Raw genomic sequence first — 18,593 nt, 5'->3', positions numbered from 1 at the left:
TCGTACGAGGGACCTCCGTCATGTGCTCGTGCGTCCCACGGCGACGGTCAGGCCTGTCCGCGCACGCCCTTCGCCAGGTCGGCGGCGAGCGCGCGGACGCCCTCCAGGCCGGCCGCGTCGTCGGGCGCGTCCAGCATCCGCTTGACGAAGGCCGAGCCGACGATCACGCCGTCGGCGAAGCCGGCCACCTCGGCGGCCTGGGCGGCGTTGGAGACTCCGAGGCCGACGCAGACCGGGGTGTCGGTGGTGGCGCGGGTGCGGCGCACCAGGTCCTCGGCCTGCGCGCCGACCGACGCGCGGGTGCCGGTGACGCCCATGAGGGAGGCGGCGTAGACGAAGCCGCTGCCGACCGCGGTGATCTCGGCGAGGCGCGCGTCCCTGCTGCTGGGCGCGACCACGAAGACCGTGGCGAGCCCGTGCTTGTCCGCGTGCTCCCGCCACAGCGCCGACTCCTGGACGGGCAGGTCGGGCAGGATGCACCCGGCGCCGCCGGCCTCGGCCAGCTCGGCGGTGAAGCGCTCCACGCCGTAGCGGTCGATGGGGTTCCAGTACGTCATGACGAGGATCGGCTTGCCGGTGGCCTCGTGTGCCTCGCGGACCGTGCGCATCACGTCGGCGATCCGCACGCCGCCGCGCAGCGCGATGTCGTCGGCGGTCTGGATCACCGGGCCGTCGAGCACCGGGTCGCTGTGCGGCAGGCCCACCTCGACGACGTCGGCGCCGCCGTCGAGCGCGGCCTTGACCGCCTCGATGCCGCCCGTCACGGTCGGGAACCCGGCCGGGAGGTAGGCGATCAGGGCGGCGCGGCCCTCGGACTTCGCCGCGGCGAGGGTGTCGTTCAGCAGCTGTACGTTCCCGCTCACTTGGCGTCCCCCTCGATCTCCGCGGCGCCGGTCCCGTCGGCGGCGACCTCGGCGTCGGTGTCGTACAGCCCGAAGTAGCGGGCGGCGGTGTCCATGTCCTTGTCGCCGCGGCCGGACAGGTTGACGACGAGTAGCCCGTCCCTGCCCAGCTCCCTGCCGACCTCCAGGGCGCCGGCCAGCGCGTGGGCGCTCTCGATGGCCGGGATGATGCCCTCGGTGCGCGACAGCAGGCGCAGGGCCTGCATGGCGGCGTCGTCGGTGACCGCGCGGTACTCGCCGCGGCCGGAGTCCTTGAGGTAGGCGTGCTCCGGGCCGATGCCGGGGTAGTCCAGACCGGCCGAGATCGAGTACGGCTCGGTGATCTGGCCCTCGTCGTCCTGGAGGACGTAGGACCGGGAGCCGTGCAGGATGCCGGGCTCGCCCGCGGTCAGGGTGGCCGCGTGCTCGCCGGTCTCCACACCGTGCCCGGCGGGCTCGCAGCCGATGAGGCGGACGTCCGCGTCGGGGATGAAGGCGTGGAAGAGGCCGATGGCGTTGGAGCCGCCGCCGACGCAGGCGATCGCGGCGTCGGGCAGGCGCCCGGCCTGCTCCAGGAGCTGGCGCCTGGCCTCCACGCCGATGACGCGGTGGAAGTCGCGGACCATCGCCGGGAAGGGGTGCGGCCCCGCGACGGTGCCGAACAGGTAGTGGGTGCGGTCGACGTTGGCGACCCAGTCGCGGAAGGCCTCGTTGATCGCGTCCTTCAGGGTGCGGCTGCCGGACTTCACCGCGATGACCTCGGCGCCGAGCATGCGCATGCGGGCCACGTTGAGGGCCTGGCGGCGGGTGTCGATCTCGCCCATGTAGATGGTGCAGTCGAGGCCGAAGAGGGCGCAGGCGGTCGCCGTGGCCACACCGTGCTGGCCCGCGCCGGTCTCGGCGATGACGCGGGTCTTGCCCATGCGCTTGGTGAGCAGGGCCTGGCCGAGCACGTTGTTGATCTTGTGTGAGCCGGTGTGGTTCAGGTCCTCGCGCTTGAGGAAGATCCGGGCCCCGCCGGCCTCGGCGGCGAAACGGGGGACCTCGGTGAGGGCCGAGGGGCGGCCCGTGTAGTGGACGAGCAGGTCGTCCAGCTCGCGGGCGAACTCCGGGTCGGACTTGGCCTTGTCGTACTCGACGGCGACCTCGTCGACCGCCGCGACGAGGGCCTCGGGGATGAACTTGCCCCCGAAGGCGCCGAAGTAGCCCTCGGCGGAGGGGACTTGACCCTCCGGATCGGGGATGAAGAAGTTACTGGGCATGCGTGAACCTCACGGTGAGTGTCTGATGTGGACAGAATCGCCGTGGGGGCGGGGTGGATCAGACCGCTCCGGGCCGTGTGCGGCTGCTCGCGCACACACGACGGAGTCGCAGATTCAATACAGCCCCGCGCCCCTGATGGGGCGCTTGAGCCATCGCATGCCGTTGACCTGCCCGGGCTCGTCTCCGATGACGTACCGCACCCGGCGGCCGTGGACCCGGCGGGCGGGTGCGCGGCAGCCGCGGGGGCGGCAGCCGCGCGCCAGGCGCGCGTACGGGTCCCGGGCCGGGACGAGCGGGAGCGTCATGGGAGACAGCCTACCGGGGGTCAGCTCCGGCCGTGGCGGAGTGCGGGATGCTCGCCGGCCGCCACCAGGTCGGAGACCGCCGTCTTCGGGTCCCGGCCGGTGACCAGGGACTCGCCGACCAGCACGGCGTCGGCGCCCTCGTTGGCGTAGGCGATGAGGTCGTGCGGGCCGCGGACCCCGGACTCGGCGACCTTGACGATGTGCGCGGGGATCTCCGGGGCGACCCGCTCGAACGTGCCGCGGTCGACCTCGAGCGTCTTCAGGTTGCGCGCGTTGACGCCGATGACCTTGGCGCCCGCGTCCACGGCGCGCTCGACCTCGTCCTCGTCGTGCACCTCGACCAGCGGGGTGAGACCGATGGACTCGGCACGCTCGATCAGCGACTCCAGGGCCGGCTGCTCGAGGGCCGCGACGATCAGCAGCACGAGGTCGGCACCGTGGGCGCGGGCCTCCCACAGCTGGTACGAGGTGACGATGAAGTCCTTGCGCAGCACGGGGATGTCCACGCGCGCGCGGACCGAGTCCAAGTCGGCCAGCGAGCCGCCGAAGCGGCGCTCCTCGGTGAGGACGGAGATGACGGCGGCGCCGCCCGCCTCGTAGTCGGCGGCGAGCCCGGCCGGGTCGGCGATGGCCGCCAGCGCGCCCTTGGAGGGGCTGGAGCGCTTGACCTCGCAGATGACCTTGACGCCGTCGCCGCGCAGCGCGGCCACGCCGTCCTTGGCGGGGCGAGCCTTGGCCGCGCGCTCCTTGAGCTCGTCGAGGCTGACGCGCGCCTGCCGCTCCGCGAGGTCGGCACGGACTCCGTCGATGATCTCGTCGAGCACACTCACGCGAGCGGCCCCCTTTCAGACGGCAAAACGTGTGGTCACTGTGATGGTATCCGCAGCCGGGCACCGGTCCCGAATCCGGCCGATCCGGGTCCCACTACCTGGACGTTCCATGAATGATCAAGGGAGGAGCCAGCCGCCGAACGGCAGGTTCCGGACAACGGTGAAGACCAGCAGCAACGCCCCCAGCGTCCACAGGTGGACCGGCCCGAGGTCGACGCGTACGGGACGGCCCCGGGCCGTGCGGATCACCCAGACGGTCCACAGGACGGCGAAGCCCAGATAGGCGAGGACGGCGGGCGCGTTGGCGTGCAGCGCGGCCGTCAGGTCGCCGTGGACGAAGGCGTGGGCGCTGCGCAGGCCGCCGCAGCCGGGACAGTAGACGCCCGTGAAGCGCAGCAGGGGGCAGACGGGGTAGTGGCCGGGCTCGTAGGGGTCCACGCTCCCCACGTAGGCGAAGGCCCCGGCGACGGCCGCGAGCACTCCGGCCGGGACGGCGAGGCGCAGGGCCGCGCCGCGCGGCAGGGGGATGCTGGTCCGGCCGGGTTTCCCGCTCTCGACGTCCACTCCCGCATTCTGCCTCCGGCGGCCCCCGCACGCACGTGAGGGGCGGTCCCGGCACGGTGGTGCCGGTCCGCCCCTTCGGAGGTCCGTGACCGCCGCGCCCGGTCAGCCCTTGGCGCCGGCCTCGGCGCGCTCGCCCGCGACCTGGTGCACGGGGTGGTTCTGCTTCGGCTGGCCGAGGCCCATCATCTTCATGATGTAGCCGACGACACCACCGAGGAGCACGACCGCCATGCCGGCCCAGAAGCCCCACGGCTGGGCCGCCACCATGAACATGCCCGCGATGCAGAAACCGATGAAGGCGATGATGACACCGGTCCAGGCGGCCGGGGTGTGACCGTGGCTGCTGCCCGCCATTGCTTGCTCCTCGTTGCTGTGTGCCATGTCTGAGCAGGACGCTCGCACCCATTGTCCCGCACGGGGGCACGCGCCGTGAGCGGGGGTGCTCCAGTGGGTGGACGCGGGTCGGGACGCGGGTCGGGACGCGGGGCGGGAGGCGGGCCCGGGCGCCGGTCAGGCGCTGGTGGGGTCCTCGCCCCGGTCGATGGCCTTCCACAGGTCCTCGGGGCGGTCCGGGTCGACGGTCTGCGGCCTGCGCCGCGGGGCGCCGCTGCGTTCGTAGCGTCCGGACATCGCGGGCCACTGGCGGCCGTAGCGCAGCGCGAGCAGCCCGGCCAGCAGGAGCAGGGCGCCGCCCACGGCCGCGACGTACGGCCAGGCGGTGTGGGAGAGCGCGTCGACGGTGGCCGAGGTGTCGCCTGCCGCCTTCGCGGCCTGGTCGTCGAGCGCGGAGCTGTCGGAGGCGCCTGCCAGGGCGGCGGCGACGGTGCCCGCGCCGCTCAGCGCGAGCAGCGCGGCGACGGCGAAGCGGCCGGCCCGGCGGACGGCGAAGACGGCGACGAGCGCGGCGAGGCCGACTATGGCGAGCGACGCGGGTACGCCCGTGACGTCGCTGCCCTTGGCGGTCAGGGTGAACGCGCCGCCGGCCACCGTCGCGGTGCCCTCCGCCCACTCCTGCCGGGTGGCGAGCAGGGCGACGGCGGCGCCGAGCGCGCCGCACAGCAGGGCGACGGCGAGGCTCCGGCGGCCGGCCCGGGCGGGTCCTGCGGCTGGGGTACGGGGGTGAGGAACGGCTGTCACGTACTCCACTATCACCCGAACCCCGGGCGAACCGTCACCCGGGGTTCCCATTGAGGGCGTGAGAATCGCCCCACCGGTCCGACCGGTTGGCCCTATTGCGCCAGCCGGTTGGCCGTGTGTACGGCCCTCAGCACGGCCGCTGCCTTGTTGCGGCACTCGGTGTCCTCGGCGACCGGGTCGGAGTCGGCGACGACGCCCGCGCCCGCCTGGACGTAGGCGGTGCCGTCGCGCAGCAGGGCGGTGCGGATGGCGATGGCGGTGTCGGAGTCGCCGGCGAAGTCGAGGTAGCCGACGCAGCCGCCGTACAGGCCGCGCCGGGAGGGCTCGAGTTCGTCGATGATCTGCAGGGCGCGCGGCTTGGGCGCGCCGGAGAGGGTGCCGGCCGGGAAGCAGGCGGTGAGGACGTCGAAGGCGGTGCGGCCCGGGGCGACCCGGCCGGTGACCGTCGAGACGATGTGCATGACGTGCGAGTACCGCTCGACGGACATGAAGTCGACGACCTCGACGGACCCGGGCTCGCAGACGCGCCCGAGGTCGTTGCGGCCGAGGTCGACCAGCATCAGGTGCTCGGCGCGCTCCTTGGGGTCGGCGAGCAGTTCGTCGGCGAGGGACTGGTCCTCCCGCGGGGTGGCGCCGCGCGGGCGGGTACCGGCGATGGGGTGCACCATGGCGCGCCCGTCCTCGACCTTGACCAGCGCCTCGGGGGACGAGCCGACGACGTCGAAGCCGTCGAGACGGAGCAGGTACATGTACGGGGAGGGGTTGGTGGCCCGCAGGACCCGGTAGACGTCGAGGGCGCTCGCCGTGCAGGGCGTCTCGAAGCGCTGGGAGGGGACGACCTGGAAGGCCTCGCCCGCGCGGATGCGCTCCTTGATGTCCTCGACGGCGTCCTGGAAGTCGGGGCCGCCCCACAGCGCGGTGTACTCGGGCAGCTCGGAGGGGGGCAGCGCGGCCGGGGGCTGGGCGACGGCACGCGTGAGGTCGGCCTCCATGACGTCGAGGCGGGCGATCGCGTCGGCGTAGGCCTCGTCGACGCCGGTCTCCAGGTCGTTGTGGTTGATCGCGTTGGCGATCAGCAGGACCGAGCCCTCCCAGTGGTCCATGACGGCGAGGTCGCTGGTGAGCAGCATGGTCAGCTCGGGCAGCTTCAGGTCGTCGCGCTCCCCCGGGCCGACCTTCTCCAGGCGGCGCACGATGTCGTACCCGAGGTAGCCCACCATGCCGCCGGTGAAGGGCGGCAGGCCCAGGTCGTGGGCGAGGTCGCGCGGGGTGTGCAGGGCCTCGACGGTGGCGCGCAGGGCGGCGAGCGGGTCGCCGTCGGTGGGGACGCCGACGGGCGGGGTGCCCTGCCAGTGCGCCTGGCCGTCCTTCTCGGTGAGGGTGGCGGCGCTGCGGACGCCGACGAAGGAGTACCTGGACCAGGAGCGTCCGTTCTCCGCGGACTCCAGCAGGAAGGTGCCGGGGCGCGAGGCGGCGAGCTTGCGGTACAGCGCGACCGGGGTGTCGCCGTCGGCGAGGAGCTTGCGGCTCACCGGGATCACCCGGCGGTCGGCGGCGAGCTTGCGGAAGGTGTCGAGGTCCATGTCATGCGTGACGTCCATGACGGCAGACCCTACTGATCCGCGAGGAGCACGTCGGTGTCGAAGCAGGTGCGGGTGCCGGTGTGGCAGGCGGCGCCCACCTGGTCGACCTTGACGAGCACGGTGTCGGCGTCGCAGTCCAGGGCGACGGACTTCACCCACTGGAAATGTCCCGAGGTGTCGCCCTTGACCCAGTACTCCCCGCGGCTGCGCGACCAGTAGGTGCAGCGGCCGGTCGTCAGCGTGCGGTGCAGCGCCTCGTCGTCCATCCAGCCGAGCATCAGCACCTCTCCGGTGTCGTACTGCTGGGCGATGGCGGGCAGGAGGCCGTCGGCGCTGCGCTTGAGGCGGTCGGCGATCTCGGGGGCGAGCGCGCTGGGCCGCCCGGGGCCGCCGCCGGTGGGGGAGCTGCTGGTCATGCGCCCATTGTGCCGCGTGGGGCGGACACTCCCCCGGGATGTCCATTGGGCGGACCCGGCCGGCCGCCGTAGGCTGACCCCATGTCGACTTTCGCCAAGCGTGAACGACTTCTGCTCGCGGACCTGTTGGAGACGGCGGGTCCGGACGCCCCGACTCTGTGCGAGGGCTGGCGGACCCGTGACCTGGCCGCGCACGTGGTGGTGCGCGAGCGGCGTCCGGACGCGGCCGGGGGCGCCCTGATCAAGCCGCTGGCGTCCCGCCTCCACCGGGTGAGGGAGGAGTACGGCGCGAAGCCGTACGAGGAGCTGCTCCAGCTGATCCGCACCGGTCCGCCCCGCTTCTCCCCCTTCCAGCTCAAGCAGGTCGACGAGGCGGCGAACACGGTGGAGTTCTACGTCCACACCGAGGACGTCCGCCGGGCACAGGACGACTGGTCGCCGCGCGAGCTGGACCCGGTCTTCCAGGACGCCCTGTGGTCCCGCCTGGAGCGGGTCGCCCGCCTGATGGGCCGGGGCATCCCGACGGGCCTGGTGCTGCGCCGCCCGAACGGCCAGACGACGGTCGCCCACCGGGGTACGCCGGTGGTGACGGCGACGGGCGAGCCGTCCGAGCTGCTGCTGTTCGCGTACGGCCGGCAGGGCGCCGCGAAGGTGGAGCTGGAGGGCGAGGAGAACGCGATCGCCAAGCTGCGGGAGACGAAGCAGCTGGGCATCTGACCTCCGCCGCTCACTTCGGCAGCTCGGCCCGTCGTACGCCCGGCGCGCACAGGGCGACGACCCCGCCGAGGCCGCAGACCACGGCGCTGACGGCGAAGACCGGGCCGGTGCCCCAGAGGCCGATGGCGGCGGCGGACAGGGGCATGCTCAACGGGGCGATGCCCAGGCTGACGATCCCGGACACCGCCGTGACGCGGCCCAGCAGGGCGGGAGCGGACTGCGTCTGGAGCAGGGCCCCGCAGAGCGCGCCGCTGAGGCCCGCGAGCAGCCCGATGAGCAGCGCCGTCCCGACGGCCACCGGAAGGGCGGGTGCCTGCGCCAGCGCGCCGATCGCGACCGCGCCGGGGACGAGGGCGCCGGCGACGACGTACCCGGCGTGCGGCACGCGTCCCCGGACGGTCAGCAGCAGGGCGGCCGTGCCGGCGCCGGCCCCGAAACCGGCGAGTACCCAGCCCATGCCGGAGGCTCCCCAGCCGCGTTCGTCGGCGAGCAGGGTCAGGCCGATGTTGAGCGGGCCGACGAAGCCGAGGTCGCCGAGGGCGATGACCAGCATCAGCGGTCCGAGGACGCGGTGCCGGCGAATGTACCGGAGCCCGTCCCGCAGGTCCCGCCACGCGGTGCCGCCCTCGGCGGTGGCCGTGTCGTCGGGGGGCAGCTCGCGCATCCGTACGGAGACCAGCAGCGGCACCGACACGGCGATCAGCACACCGGCGAGGGCGAAGGCCGCCGCCGCGCCGCCGAGCGCCACGCCGAGGCCGCCGAGCGGGGCGCCCACGACGGAGGACAGGCGCACGGCGAGGCCGCGCATGCCCTGGACGCGGGCGAGCTGGTCCTTGGCGGTGATGCGCGCGGGGAGCGCCCCGACGGCGGGCATGAAGAGGGCGTCCACCGCACCGAAGACCAGGGCGAGCAGGGCCAGGAGCCACAGTCCGGGGTCGGTGGCGAAGAGCAGCGCGGCCACCGTGAGGACCGCCGCGCACCGTACGGCGTCGCTGCCGATGACGACCCTGCGCGGTCCCAGCCGGTCGACGACCACTCCGCCGCCGAGCATGAGCAGCGCACGCGGCACCGCGCTCACGGCCGTGACGATCCCGGCCTCGGCGGGGCTGCCCTGCCGCACGGCGGCCCAGGACAGCGCGAGGAAGAAGACGCTGTCGCCGAGCATCGACGCGGTGTAGGCCCCGACCCAGCGCAGGACGTTGCCGTCCCGGTGGGCGGGACGTGCCGGGTCGGCGACCGGGGGTGTGCGCGTGGCCGGCAGGGGCGTGGTCCGCTCAGACACGGAACGGGAACCCGTACACGTGGAGCGCGACGTTCTCGCGTGCCTCGGTGTCACCGGCGGCCTCGGCGGCGCGGCCCTTCTCGTCGTACTTCTTCGCCAGGGCGAGCAGTTCCTCGCCCAGTTCGCCCAGCTCGGCGGGGGTGAGCCGGAGCAGGGACTCGTTGTCGGGGGCGGCGGAGTTCCACTCGGGGCCCCAGGTGGGACGCTCGTCGAGGTAGCGGCGGTAGAGGTCGGCGCGCTGCTCGTGGAAGAGCCGGGTGGCCGCGAGGTGGGCCGCGGCGCGCTCGGGGGCGTCGCGGAAGTTCTCGTCGCGGATGCTCACCCCGTCCGAGGAGGGCTGCCACCAGCGCTCCCGGCCGTCCGCGCTCTGCGGGTCGGCCTGCTCGACCAGCCCGTGCTCGGCCAGCTTGCGCAGGTGGTAGCTGACCAGCGAGACGGCCTCGTCCACCTGCTCGGCGAGCTGCGAGGCGGTCGCGGTGCGCGCCACGCACAGCCCGCGGTAGAGCTGCATGCGCAGCGGATGGGCCAGGGCTTTGAGGGTGCCCAGATCGGTGATGGGGTGGTTCTCCTGACGCGGCATGCGGCCAGGCTAGATTACGAAAGAAAAATTGCGCAATGGATGTTGCGCAATTTTTCTTTCTCGAATCGCCGTCCGCTCCACCTCTACCTGACGGGGTGACCCGCCTCGCGCAGGGTGGTCTTCACCTCGCCGATCCGCAGGTCGCCGAAGTGGAAGACGGACGCCGCCAGTACCGCGTCCGCGCCCGCCTCGACCGCCGGGGCGAAGTGGGCGAGGCTGCCCGCGCCGCCGGAGGCGATGACCGGGACACTGACGTGCTTGCGGACCGCCGCCAGCATCTCCAGGTCGTAGCCGTCCTTCGTGCCGTCCGCGTCCATCGAGTTGAGCAGGATCTCCCCCGCGCCCAGCTCGGCGGCCCGGTGCGCCCACTCCACGGCGTCGATGCCGGTGCCGCGCCGGCCGCCGTGGGTGGTCACCTCGAAGGTGCCCGCCTCGGTGCGCCGGGCGTCGACCGACAGCACCAGGACCTGGCGGCCGAAGCGCTCGGCGATCTCACGGATCAGGTCGGGGCGGGCGATGGCGGCGGTGTTGACGCCCACCTTGTCCGCACCGGCCCGCAGCAGCTTGTCGACGTCCTCGGCGGTGCGCACCCCGCCGCCGACGGTCAGCGGGATGAACACCTGCTCGGCGGTGCGGCGCACCACGTCGTAGGTCGTCTCGCGGTTGCCCGACGAGGCGGTGATGTCCAGGAACGTCAGCTCGTCGGCGCCCTCGGCGTCGTACACCTTGGCCATCTCGACGGGGTCGCCCGCGTCGCGCAGGTTCTGGAAGTTGACGCCCTTGACGACCCGGCCGTTGTCCACGTCCAGGCAGGGAATGACTCGGACCGCCAGGGTCATGAATCCACGGCTCCTCTATACGCTTCCACTTCGACCGACACGAGGACCCGCGAGTCGATGAAGCCCTGCACGACCAGCAGGGTCGTGACCGGGCGCACGGAGTCGAACAACTCCTTGTGGGCGCGGCCCACCGCATCGACGTCTCGGGAATGTGCCAGGCACACACGGGTCCGGATCACGGACTCGATGCCGAGCCCGAACTCGGCGATCGCCTCGACGGCGGTGCCGAAGGCCACCTTGGTCTGTTCGTACGGGTCGCCCTCGCCGTAGAGCATGTCGCCCTTGAAGGCGGTGGTGCCCGCCACGATGACCCGATCACCCGCCGCCACGGCGCGGGCGAAACCGAAGGACTCTTCCCAGGGACTCCCGCTCTGCACGCGCCGCACGGCTTCGGATGTCATGACACGGTGTCCGATTTCACGACGTAGCCTCCAAGGCTTCTTCCAGGGTGAACGCCTTCGCGTACAGGGCCTTCCCGACGATGGCCCCCTCGACACCGGCCGGGACGAGCCCGGCGATCGCGCGCAGGTCGTCCAGGGAGGAGACGCCGCCCGACGCCACGACCGGGCGGTCGGTGGCCGCGCAGACGTTCTTCAGCAGCTCCAGGTTGGGGCCCTGGAGGGTGCCGTCCTTGGCGATGTCGGTGACGACGTAGCGGGCGCAGCCCTCCTTGTTCAGGCGGTCCAGCGTCTCGTAGAGGTCGCCGCCGTCGCGGGTCCAGCCGCGGCCGCGGAGCGTGGTGCCCCGTACGTCCAGGCCGACCGCGATCTTGTCGCCGTGCTCGGCGATGACCTTGGCGACCCACTCCGGGGTCTCCAGGGCGGCCGTGCCCAGGTTCACCCGGGTACAGCCGGTGGCGAGCGCGGCGGCGAGGGTGTCGTCGTCGCGGATGCCGCCGGACAGCTCCACCTTGATGTCCATGGCCTGCGCGACCTCGGCGATCAGCGCGCGGTTGTCCCCGGTCCCGAACGCCGCGTCCAGGTCCACCAGGTGCAGCCACTCGGCGCCGGAGCGCTGCCAGGCGAGGGCGGCCTCCAGCGGGGAGCCGTAGGAGGTCTCGGTGCCGGACTCGCCGTGCACGAGGCGGACGGCCTGGCCGTCGCGGACGTCGACGGCGGGGAGGAGTTCGAGCTTGCTCATCTCTACCGGGCTCATCTCTAGAGGGTTTCGATCCAGTTGGTGAGGAGCTGGGCTCCGGCGTCGCCGGACTTCTCGGGGTGGAACTGGGTGGCCCACAGCGCACCGTTCTCCACGGCGGCCACGAAGGGCTTGCCGTGGGTGGACCAGGTGACCCTGGGCTCGGCGATCAGCGGGTTGTGCGACTCCTGGGTCCACTCGTGGACGGCGTAGGAGTGCACGAAGTAGAAGCGGGCGTCCGCGTCCAGGCCGGCGAAGAGCTGGGAGTCGGCCGGTGCCTCGACCGTGTTCCAGCCCATGTGGGGCACGACGTCGGCCTCGAGGGGTCCGACCGTGCCGGGCCACTCGTCCAGGCCCTCGGCCTCCACGTCGTGCTCGATGCCGCGCGAGAAGAGGATCTGCATGCCGACGCAGATGCCCATGACCGGGCGCCCGCCGGACAGGCGGCGGTCGACGATCCAGTCGCCCCGGGCGGCCTTGAGGCCCTCCATGCAGGCGGCGAAGGCGCCGACGCCGGGGACCAGCAGTCCGTCGGCGTTCATGGCCTTGTCGTAGTCACGGGTGATCTCGACGTCGGCCCCCGCGCGCGCGAGGGCGCGCTCGGCGGAGCGGACGTTGCCGAAGCCGTAGTCGAAGACGACGACCTTCTTGGCGCGGCCGGTGGCGCCGGCGGGGACTGCGGCGGTCAACTCCAGACCTCCAGCCTCAGGACGCCCGCGAGCAGGCACATGCCCGCGCCGATGGAGAGCAGCACGATCAGGCCCTTGGGCATCTGCTGCTTGGCGAAGGAGTAGATGCCGCCGAGGAAGAAGAGGCCGACGACGATCAGTGCGGTGGACGTACCGTTCATGGGTTACAGCGCGCCCTTCGTGGAAGGCAGGATGCCGGCCGCGCGCGGGTCGCGCTCCGAGGCGTAGCGCAGGGCCCGGGCCAGCGCCTTGAACTGGCACTCCACGATGTGGTGCGCGTTGCGCCCGTAGGGCACGTGGACGTGCAGGGCGACCTGGGCCTGGGCGACGAAGGACTCCAGGATGTGCCGGGTCATCGTCACGTCGTACTCGCCGATCATCGGCGCCATGTTCTCGGGCTCGGTGTGCACGAGGTAGGGGCGGCCGGAGAGGTCGACGGTGACCTGGGCGAGGGACTCGTCCAGCGGGACCGTGCAGTTGCCGAAGCGGTAGATGCCCACCTTGTCGCCGAGGGCCTGCCTGAAGGCGGCGCCCAGCGCGAGGGCGGTGTCCTCGATGGTGTGGTGGGAGTCGATGTGCAGGTCGCCGTCGGTCTTCACGGTCAGGTCGAACAGACCGTGCCGGCCGAGCTGGTCGAGCATGTGGTCGTAGAAGCCGACGCCGGTGGCGATGTCGGTCTTGCCGGTGCCGTCGAGGTCGATCTCGACGAGGACCGAGGTCTCCTTGGTGGTGCGCTCCACGCGCCCTACGCGGCTCATGTGTGCTGCTCCTTCTTGACTTCACGTACCGCGTCGAGGAACGCGTCGTTCTCCTCCGGAGTGCCGGCGGTGACCCGCAGCCACCCCGGCACGCCGTTGTCCCGGACCAGGACGCCCCGGTCGAGGATCTTCCGCCAGGTCGCGTGGGAGTCCGCGAACCGCCCGAACTGCACGAAGTTCGCGTCGGACTCGGTCACCGCGTAGCCGATGGCGCGCAGTTCGGCGACCAGCCGGTCCCGCTCGGTCTTCAGCTGCTCGACGTACTTCAGCAGCGTGTCCGTGTGCTCCAGGGCGGCCAGCGCGGTCGCCTGCGTCACGGCCGACAGGTGGTACGGCAGCCGTACGAGCTGGACCGCGTCGACGACGGCCGGGTGCGCGGCCAGGTAGCCGAGGCGCAGGCCCGCCGCGCCGAACGCCTTCGACATCGTGCGGGAGACGACGAGGTTCGGCCGCCCGTCGAGCAGCGGCAGCAGCGAGGCGCCGTGGCTGAACTCGATGTACGCCTCGTCCACCACGACCATGGACGGCTTCGCCGCCTGGGCGGCCTCGTACAGGGCGAGGACCGTCTCGGCCGGGACCGCGGTTCCCGTGGGGTTGTTGGGGGTGGTGATGAAGACGACGTCCGGGCGGTGCTCGTCGATCGCCCGCGTGGCGGCGGGCACGTCGATGGTGAAGTCCTCGTGGCGCGGCCCGGAGATCCAGCCGGTGCCGGTGCCGCGCGCGATGAGGCCGTGCATCGAGTACGACGGCTCGAAGCCGATCGCGGTGCGGCCCGGCCCGCCGAAGGTCTGCAGCAGTTGCTGGATGACCTCGTTGGAGCCGTTGGCCGCCCAGACGTTGCTCACGTCCAGCGGGTGTCCCGAGGTGTCCGTCAGGTACCGGGCCAGTTGAGTGCGCAGCTCGACCGCGTCCCGGTCGGGGTAGCGGTTGAGGTCGCGGGCGGCCTCGCGGACCCGCTCGGCGATCCGCTCGACCAGCGCCTCGGGCAGCGGGTAGGGGTTCTCGTTGGTGTTCAGCCGTACCGGCACGTCCAGTTGGGGCGCGCCGTAGGGGGACTTGCCGCGCAGCTCGTCCCGTACGGGGAGATCGTCGATGCCGAACGTCACTTGCTCTCCGGGACCTTCCACTCGAACCTCGCCTTGATCGCCGCGCCGTGCGCGGGCAGGTCCTCCGCCTCGGCCAGCGTCACCACGTGCCGTGCGACCTCGGCGAGCGCGTCGCGCGTGTAGTCGACGATGTGGATGCCGCGCAGGAAGGACTGCACGGACAGGCCCGAGGAGTGGCAGGCGCAGCCGCCGGTGGGCAGGACGTGGTTGGACCCGGCCGCGTAGTCGCCGAGCGAGACGGGCGCCCAGGGGCCGACGAAGATCGCGCCGGCGTTCTTGACGCGGTCGGCGACGGCCGCGGCGTCGGCGGTCTGGATCTCCAGGTGCTCGGCGCCGTAGGCGTCCACGACCCGCAGGCCCTCGTCCAGGCCGTCGACGAGGACGATCGCGGACTGGCGGCCGGCCAGGGCCGGACGGATCCGGTCCTCGATGTGCTTGGTGGCCTCGACCTGCGGCTGGAGCTCCTTCTCCACCGCGTCCGCCAGCTCCACGGAGTCGGTGACCAGGACGGCGGCGGCCAGCGGGTCGTGCTCGGCCTGGCTGATCAGGTCGGAGGCGACGTGCACCGGGTCGGCGGTCGAGTCCGCCAGGACGGCGATCTCGGTCGGTCCGGCCTCGGCGTCGATGCCGATCTTCCCGGTGAAGAAGCGCTTGGCGGCGGCGACCCAGATGTTGCCGGGGCCGGTGACCATGTTGGCGGGCGGGCAGGACTCCGTGCCGTACGCGAACATCGCGACGGCGGTGGCGCCGCCGGCCGCGTACACCTCGTCCACGCCGAGCAGGGCGCAGGCGGCCAGGATGGTGGGGTGTGGAATGCCGCCGAACTCGGCCTGCGCGGGCGAGGCGAGCGCGATCGAGCCGACCCCGGCCTCCTGCGCGGGCACCACGTTCATGACCACGGACGACGGGTAGACCGACCGGCCGCCGGGCACGTAGAGCCCGACCCGCTCGACCGGGACCCACTTCTCGGTGACCGAACCGCCGGGCACGACCTGGGTGGTGTGCGTGGTGCGGCGCTGCTCGCGGTGGACGAGGCGGGCGCGGCGGATGGACTCCTCGAGGGCCGCGCGCACCTCCGGGTCGAGCCCCTCCAGGGCGCGGGTCAGCTCCTCGGCCGGAACGCGCACCCGCTCCAGCCGGACGCCGTCGAACTGCTCGGTGAAGTCGATCAGCGCCGCGTCCCCGCGATGATGCACGGCCTCGCAGATCGGACGCACCTTCTCCAGGGCGACCGAGACGTCGAAGTCGGCTCGGGGCAGCAGGTCGCGCAGGGCGGGGCCCTCGGGGAGGGCGTCGCCGCGCAGATCGATTCGGGAGATCACGGAACCAATTCTCTCAGACCCGCGTCCGGCACGGTCCGCGCGTATCAATGGCTGATACAGAACGCGACGGACCTCACGGCCCACGGTGAACTCGTGCGATCCGTGCTCACTTTGAGTGTTCGGACGGTCACGCAGTGGGCATGAACGGTTGTACGAAGAGTGAGCGACCGGCGAGTAGATGGGGAGGGAGGGAAGCACCGTGACCGAAGGGGCCGGCCACCGTGACGGAGAGCTGCCGGACGACCTGACCACGGCGGAGGCCGGCATGTGGCAGGCCTTCCGCAACGGCAGCGTGTACGACCTCAGCAGCGGCGACGCGCTCGTCGACGACCCGCACGGCGGGCATCCGTGGGGGCCGGAGCGGACCGTGCGGGCCCGCGTCGTGTGCTGGCTGCTTCTCGACGGCCCGCCGGCGCTCGCGGGCCGGGTGTCCTCGCTGCAACTGGTGGGGGTGCGGATCAGCGACACGATGGATCTGGCGGGCGGCACGGTGGTGCCCTACGTCGAGCTGCGCCGCTGTCGCTTCGAGCGGGAGGTGCTGCTGCCGGAGACCCGGTTCACGACGGTTCGGCTGGTGGACTGCGCGGTGCCGCGCCTGGAGGCGGCCCGGCTGCACACCGAGGGCGACCTGCACCTGCCGCGCTCCCGCTTCCCGGGCGGCATCCGGCTCACGGACGCGCAGATAGGCACCGACCTGCTGCTCAACCAGGCGATCGTGCACCGGGACCGCAGCGGGCGTTCCATCGCCGCGGACGGCATGACGGTGGGGCAGGACCTCCAGGCCGAGATGCTGGAGTCGCACGGCGAGGTGAGCCTGCGCAGCGCCCAGGTCGGCGTGTCGCTGAGCCTGCGCGGCGCCCGGCTCCTGAACCCGTACACGCGGCACGCGCTGAACGCCCCGCAGCTGACGGTGGAGCGCACGCTGTACCTGACCCCGGCGGGCCTGGGCAGCCCGCTGCTGCGCGGCACCACGCCCGCGCAGGGCACCAGGATCCAGCACTTCGAGTGCGAGGGCGGGGTGCGGCTCGACGACGGGCGGTTCGGCGACGCGCTCGACCTGGAGCACGCCCGGTTCACCTTCACCGACGACCAGGAGCTGTCGCTGCGCCGGGTGCAGACGCCCGAGCTGCGCTTCCTGGGCGAGCGTCCGGCGCGCGGGCGGGTGGTGCTGTCGGGGGCGCGGGTGGTCAACCTGATGGACCGGGCGGACAGCTGGCCGGGCCCCGGCCGGCTGCACATGGGCGGCTTCGCCTACGAGAACCTGGTGCCGCGCGGGCCGTTCCCGCTGGCCAAGCGGCTGCGCTGGGTGGGCGCCGCGACCGCCGAGTACCACCCGGAGCCGTACGAGCGCCTGGCTGCCGTGCTGCGGGCCGGCGGCGAGGACGAGGACGCCCGCGAGGTGCTGCTCGCCAAGCACCGCAGGCGCCGGGAGAGCCTGCCGGTCGCCGCGAAGCTGGTGGGCTACGCGCAGGACTGGACGGTCGCCTACGGGTACCGGCCGGGCCGGGCGGCGGTGTGGATGGCGGTCCTGTGGGCGGCCGGCTCCCTCGCCTTCGCCCGCGCGGACCCTCCCCCGCTGAAGAGCGGCGAACACCCGGACTGGAACCCGGCCCTCTTCGCCCTCGACCTCCTCCTCCCGGTGATCGACCTGGGCCAGGCCGGCTCCTGGCAGCTGCACGGCGGCTGGCAGTGGCTGTCGACGGCCCTGGTCCTGCTGGGCTGGGTCCTGGCGACCACCGTGGCAGCGGGCGCCACCCGCCTCCTCCGCCGAAGCTGACCCCTCCGGCCGCGGACACGCCCCACCCACGACGACAGGACCGGCTCCCGGCACCCCCCGGCTCCACCCGGCAGAGGCCCGGGCCTCGCCGCGAACCCGACGCTCCCGCGCGACCGGGCACGCGGTGCCGGGCGCCCGTCCTCACCCGTCCCTCGCCACGCAGGGCGCGCCCCCAACCGCCACCGGAACGCCGCCGACGGCGGGGCGAGCCGCCGGGGTCACCCGCACGAGTGGCGCGGGCGGTGCGGCCGGGAACCCGAACGGCCGATGGCGGAGCCCAGGCCGCACAACCATCCCGAACCCTCGGCCGTCGTACTGGCCATGCTGCGCGCGTTCCTGCGGACCGCGGCTGCCCGGGCCCGCTCCCGGGCGCCCCGGCCCGCCCAAGACGACGACGTGCTCCTCGACGCCCCCGACGACCGCCTCGCCCCGGCCCTCGTCGCCGCGGCCCACGGCGAGCACGGCCCCGCGGCACGCCTCCTCGCCGGTACCCGCGACGACTCCGAATGGGACCACCGCGACCGTTACGCGACCCGGCTCGCCGCCTTCGCGCGCTTCCGCTCCGAGTGGCTCGACACCTGGCGCGCCACCGCCCCGGACGATCCGGACGCCCTGCTGGTCGCGGCCCGCCTGGCGGTCCACCGCCACTGGGACTCACCGGCCCGCACCGAGCTCCTGCGCCAGGTGATCCCCAGCGTGGTCGCCGCCGCCGAAACCGCCGGCCCCGCCGACCCGGTGCCCTGGCGCACCGCGCTGGACGCCGCACGGGGCGCGGGCGCCGAACACGCCGAGTTCGAGCGCCTGTGGGAGCAGGCGGTCCGCCGCAGCCCGCACCACTACGGCAGTCACGTCGCCGCCCTGGAGTACCTGGCCGCCGCCTCGTCCGACGGCCACGGCGAGTGCCTCGACTTCGCGGAGACGGCCGCCCAGGAGGCGCCCGAGGAGGCGCTCGTACGGGCGCTGCCGCTGCACGCGGCCTTCACCTGTCTGACTGCCACCGGCACCGGCACCGGCACCGGCACCGACGCCCGCACCGGCGGCGCGACCACGGCCGCCGTGCGCACCCACCGCCCCCGTCTGGACGCCGCCGCCGACCGCGCGATCACCCTCTCGGCGGCCCACCCGGCGGCCGATCCCTGGGCGGCGGAACTGCGCAACCTGCTCGTCTACGTCCTCGTACGCCTGGAACGCCACCAGGACGCGGCGGAGCAGCTGCGGCTGACCGGCCCGTACGTCACGTCCTTCCCGTGGGACCGGGACACGGACGACCCGCTCGGCGGCTTCCTGCGGGTGCGCGCGGACGTCCGTGCGCACCCCGGGGAAGCGGCCGCCGCGACCGGTACGGCGGCTCCGGGGCGTCCGCGGAACGGGTACGGCGAACGCGTCCGCCCCGGCGACCATTAGGCT

The 18,593-nt window shown here is 73.2% G+C and carries 22 protein-coding genes; 3 read left to right on the top strand and 19 right to left on the bottom strand.

Annotated features, from left to right (window positions below):
* Positions 1-47 precede the first annotated feature (47 nt).
* The 9 genes from trpA to hisI form a co-directional block, all read right to left on the bottom strand.
* Positions 48-863, bottom strand: a complete 816-nt coding sequence (trpA, locus tag R2E43_RS28185) for a tryptophan synthase subunit alpha (protein WP_003976780.1) — start codon at positions 861-863, stop codon at positions 48-50.
* Positions 860-2,143 (bottom strand): tryptophan synthase subunit beta, encoded by a 1,284-nt coding sequence (trpB, locus tag R2E43_RS28180; RefSeq protein ID WP_003976779.1) that lies wholly within the window; start codon positions 2,141-2,143, stop codon positions 860-862. The genes trpA and trpB overlap by 4 nt, the downstream gene beginning before the upstream one ends.
* Positions 2,144-2,257: 114 nt before the next feature.
* A complete protein-coding gene (gene trpM, locus R2E43_RS28175; protein WP_003976778.1) occupies positions 2,258-2,449 on the bottom strand; it encodes a tryptophan biosynthesis modulator TrpM in 192 nt (63 codons plus the stop codon).
* 20 nt (positions 2,450-2,469) lie between these two features.
* Positions 2,470-3,279, bottom strand: a complete 810-nt coding sequence (trpC, locus tag R2E43_RS28170) for an indole-3-glycerol phosphate synthase TrpC (protein ID WP_011028110.1) — start codon at positions 3,277-3,279, stop codon at positions 2,470-2,472.
* Between the two features lie 117 nt (positions 3,280-3,396).
* Positions 3,397-3,843, bottom strand: a complete 447-nt coding sequence (locus tag R2E43_RS28165; protein WP_011028111.1) for a DUF2752 domain-containing protein — start codon at positions 3,841-3,843, stop codon at positions 3,397-3,399.
* 102 nt (positions 3,844-3,945) lie between these two features.
* Positions 3,946-4,197, bottom strand: a complete 252-nt coding sequence (locus tag R2E43_RS28160) for an HGxxPAAW family protein (RefSeq protein ID WP_011028112.1) — start codon at positions 4,195-4,197, stop codon at positions 3,946-3,948.
* Between the two features lie 156 nt (positions 4,198-4,353).
* On the bottom strand, positions 4,354-4,989 hold the full coding sequence (locus R2E43_RS28155; RefSeq protein ID WP_011028113.1) for a TIGR02234 family membrane protein: 636 nt from the start codon (positions 4,987-4,989) through the stop codon (positions 4,354-4,356).
* Positions 4,990-5,072: 83 nt separating this feature from the next.
* Complete coding sequence (locus R2E43_RS28150) at positions 5,073-6,563, bottom strand: anthranilate synthase component I (protein ID WP_161270477.1); 1,491 nt, start codon at positions 6,561-6,563, stop codon at positions 5,073-5,075.
* A gap of 29 nt (positions 6,564-6,592) precedes the next feature.
* The gene (hisI, locus tag R2E43_RS28145; RefSeq protein WP_003976772.1) at positions 6,593-6,979 is read right to left on the bottom strand and encodes a phosphoribosyl-AMP cyclohydrolase; all 387 of its coding nucleotides are present in this window, start codon (positions 6,977-6,979) and stop codon (positions 6,593-6,595) included.
* An 81-nt stretch (positions 6,980-7,060) separates the two neighbouring features.
* Between hisI and R2E43_RS28140 the strand changes: the two genes are divergently transcribed.
* Complete coding sequence (locus tag R2E43_RS28140) at positions 7,061-7,696, top strand: TIGR03085 family metal-binding protein (RefSeq protein WP_011028115.1); 636 nt, start codon at positions 7,061-7,063, stop codon at positions 7,694-7,696.
* Positions 7,697-7,706: 10 nt separating this feature from the next.
* On the opposite strand, the gene R2E43_RS28135 is transcribed toward R2E43_RS28140, so the two are convergent.
* The 10 genes from R2E43_RS28135 to hisD form a co-directional block, all read right to left on the bottom strand.
* On the bottom strand, positions 7,707-8,978 hold the full coding sequence (locus R2E43_RS28135) for an MFS transporter (RefSeq protein ID WP_381973831.1): 1,272 nt from the start codon (positions 8,976-8,978) through the stop codon (positions 7,707-7,709).
* Positions 8,971-9,558, bottom strand: a complete 588-nt coding sequence (locus R2E43_RS28130) for an ArsR/SmtB family transcription factor (protein ID WP_003976769.1) — start codon at positions 9,556-9,558, stop codon at positions 8,971-8,973. Before R2E43_RS28130 ends, R2E43_RS28135 begins: the two co-directional genes overlap by 8 nt.
* Before the next feature lie 83 nt (positions 9,559-9,641).
* Positions 9,642-10,397 carry an imidazole glycerol phosphate synthase subunit HisF gene (gene hisF, locus R2E43_RS28125; RefSeq protein WP_003976768.1) on the bottom strand — a complete coding sequence of 252 codons (756 nt, stop codon included), beginning with the start codon at positions 10,395-10,397 and terminating at the stop codon, positions 9,642-9,644.
* A complete protein-coding gene (locus R2E43_RS28120) occupies positions 10,394-10,798 on the bottom strand; it encodes a RidA family protein (RefSeq protein ID WP_003976767.1) in 405 nt (134 codons plus the stop codon). Before R2E43_RS28120 ends, hisF begins: the two co-directional genes overlap by 4 nt.
* A 16-nt stretch (positions 10,799-10,814) precedes the next feature.
* Positions 10,815-11,537, bottom strand: a complete 723-nt coding sequence (priA, locus tag R2E43_RS28115; protein ID WP_003976766.1) for a bifunctional 1-(5-phosphoribosyl)-5-((5-phosphoribosylamino)methylideneamino)imidazole-4-carboxamide isomerase/phosphoribosylanthranilate isomerase PriA — start codon at positions 11,535-11,537, stop codon at positions 10,815-10,817.
* Positions 11,538-11,554: 17 nt separating this feature from the next.
* On the bottom strand, positions 11,555-12,223 hold the full coding sequence (gene hisH, locus R2E43_RS28110) for an imidazole glycerol phosphate synthase subunit HisH (protein WP_003976765.1): 669 nt from the start codon (positions 12,221-12,223) through the stop codon (positions 11,555-11,557).
* A complete protein-coding gene (locus R2E43_RS28105; RefSeq protein ID WP_003976764.1) occupies positions 12,220-12,384 on the bottom strand; it encodes a hypothetical protein in 165 nt (54 codons plus the stop codon). The genes hisH and R2E43_RS28105 overlap by 4 nt, the downstream gene beginning before the upstream one ends.
* A gap of 3 nt (positions 12,385-12,387) precedes the next feature.
* Complete coding sequence (hisB, locus tag R2E43_RS28100) at positions 12,388-12,981, bottom strand: imidazoleglycerol-phosphate dehydratase HisB (RefSeq protein ID WP_003976763.1); 594 nt, start codon at positions 12,979-12,981, stop codon at positions 12,388-12,390.
* Entirely contained in the window at positions 12,978-14,087 is a 1,110-nt protein-coding gene (locus R2E43_RS28095; RefSeq protein WP_003976762.1) for a histidinol-phosphate transaminase, read from the bottom strand. The genes hisB and R2E43_RS28095 overlap by 4 nt, the downstream gene beginning before the upstream one ends.
* On the bottom strand, positions 14,084-15,409 hold the full coding sequence (gene hisD, locus R2E43_RS28090; protein WP_030866593.1) for a histidinol dehydrogenase: 1,326 nt from the start codon (positions 15,407-15,409) through the stop codon (positions 14,084-14,086). Before hisD ends, R2E43_RS28095 begins: the two co-directional genes overlap by 4 nt.
* A gap of 199 nt (positions 15,410-15,608) precedes the next feature.
* Between hisD and R2E43_RS28085 the strand changes: the two genes are divergently transcribed.
* Together R2E43_RS28085 and R2E43_RS28080 are read left to right on the top strand one after the other, a co-directional pair.
* Positions 15,609-17,186: a hypothetical protein gene (locus R2E43_RS28085; protein ID WP_030866590.1), complete on the top strand. Its 1,578-nt coding sequence runs from the start codon at positions 15,609-15,611 to the stop codon at positions 17,184-17,186.
* A gap of 267 nt (positions 17,187-17,453) precedes the next feature.
* Positions 17,454-18,590 carry a hypothetical protein gene (locus tag R2E43_RS28080; protein ID WP_332056688.1) on the top strand — a complete coding sequence of 379 codons (1,137 nt, stop codon included), beginning with the start codon at positions 17,454-17,456 and terminating at the stop codon, positions 18,588-18,590.
* Positions 18,591-18,593: the final 3 nt, after the last annotated feature.

This window comes from Streptomyces violaceoruber, from assembly GCF_033406955.1.
GTDB classification, from domain to species: domain Bacteria; phylum Actinomycetota; class Actinomycetes; order Streptomycetales; family Streptomycetaceae; genus Streptomyces; species Streptomyces violaceoruber.
The sequence above is the reverse complement of the archived record's forward strand: the minus strand, read 5'-3'. Positions and strand labels throughout refer to the sequence as shown.

What these genes read in the sequence shown, in the direction of transcription:
- R2E43_RS28105 (WP_003976764.1), bottom strand. Translation starts at nt 12,384, where the DNA reads ATGAACGGTACGTCCACCGCACTGATCGTCGTCGGCCTCTTCTTCCTC.
- hisI (WP_003976772.1), bottom strand. Translation starts at nt 6,979, where the DNA reads ATGACCAGCAGCTCCCCCACCGGCGGCGGCCCCGGGCGGCCCAGCGCG.
- trpM (WP_003976778.1), bottom strand. Translation starts at nt 2,449, where the DNA reads ATGACGCTCCCGCTCGTCCCGGCCCGGGACCCGTACGCGCGCCTGGCG.
- trpB (WP_003976779.1), bottom strand. Translation starts at nt 2,143, where the DNA reads ATGCCCAGTAACTTCTTCATCCCCGATCCGGAGGGTCAAGTCCCCTCC.
- hisF (WP_003976768.1), bottom strand. Translation starts at nt 10,397, where the DNA reads ATGACCCTGGCGGTCCGAGTCATTCCCTGCCTGGACGTGGACAACGGC.
- R2E43_RS28140 (WP_011028115.1), top strand. Translation starts at nt 7,061, where the DNA reads ATGTCGACTTTCGCCAAGCGTGAACGACTTCTGCTCGCGGACCTGTTG.
- R2E43_RS28150 (WP_161270477.1), bottom strand. Translation starts at nt 6,563, where the DNA reads ATGGACCTCGACACCTTCCGCAAGCTCGCCGCCGACCGCCGGGTGATC.
- R2E43_RS28160 (WP_011028112.1), bottom strand. Translation starts at nt 4,197, where the DNA reads ATGGCGGGCAGCAGCCACGGTCACACCCCGGCCGCCTGGACCGGTGTC.
- priA (WP_003976766.1), bottom strand. Translation starts at nt 11,537, where the DNA reads ATGAGCAAGCTCGAACTCCTCCCCGCCGTCGACGTCCGCGACGGCCAG.
- R2E43_RS28080 (WP_332056688.1), top strand. Translation starts at nt 17,454, where the DNA reads ATGGCGGAGCCCAGGCCGCACAACCATCCCGAACCCTCGGCCGTCGTA.
- R2E43_RS28120 (WP_003976767.1), bottom strand. Translation starts at nt 10,798, where the DNA reads ATGACATCCGAAGCCGTGCGGCGCGTGCAGAGCGGGAGTCCCTGGGAA.
- hisB (WP_003976763.1), bottom strand. Translation starts at nt 12,981, where the DNA reads ATGAGCCGCGTAGGGCGCGTGGAGCGCACCACCAAGGAGACCTCGGTC.
- R2E43_RS28130 (WP_003976769.1), bottom strand. Translation starts at nt 9,558, where the DNA reads ATGCCGCGTCAGGAGAACCACCCCATCACCGATCTGGGCACCCTCAAA.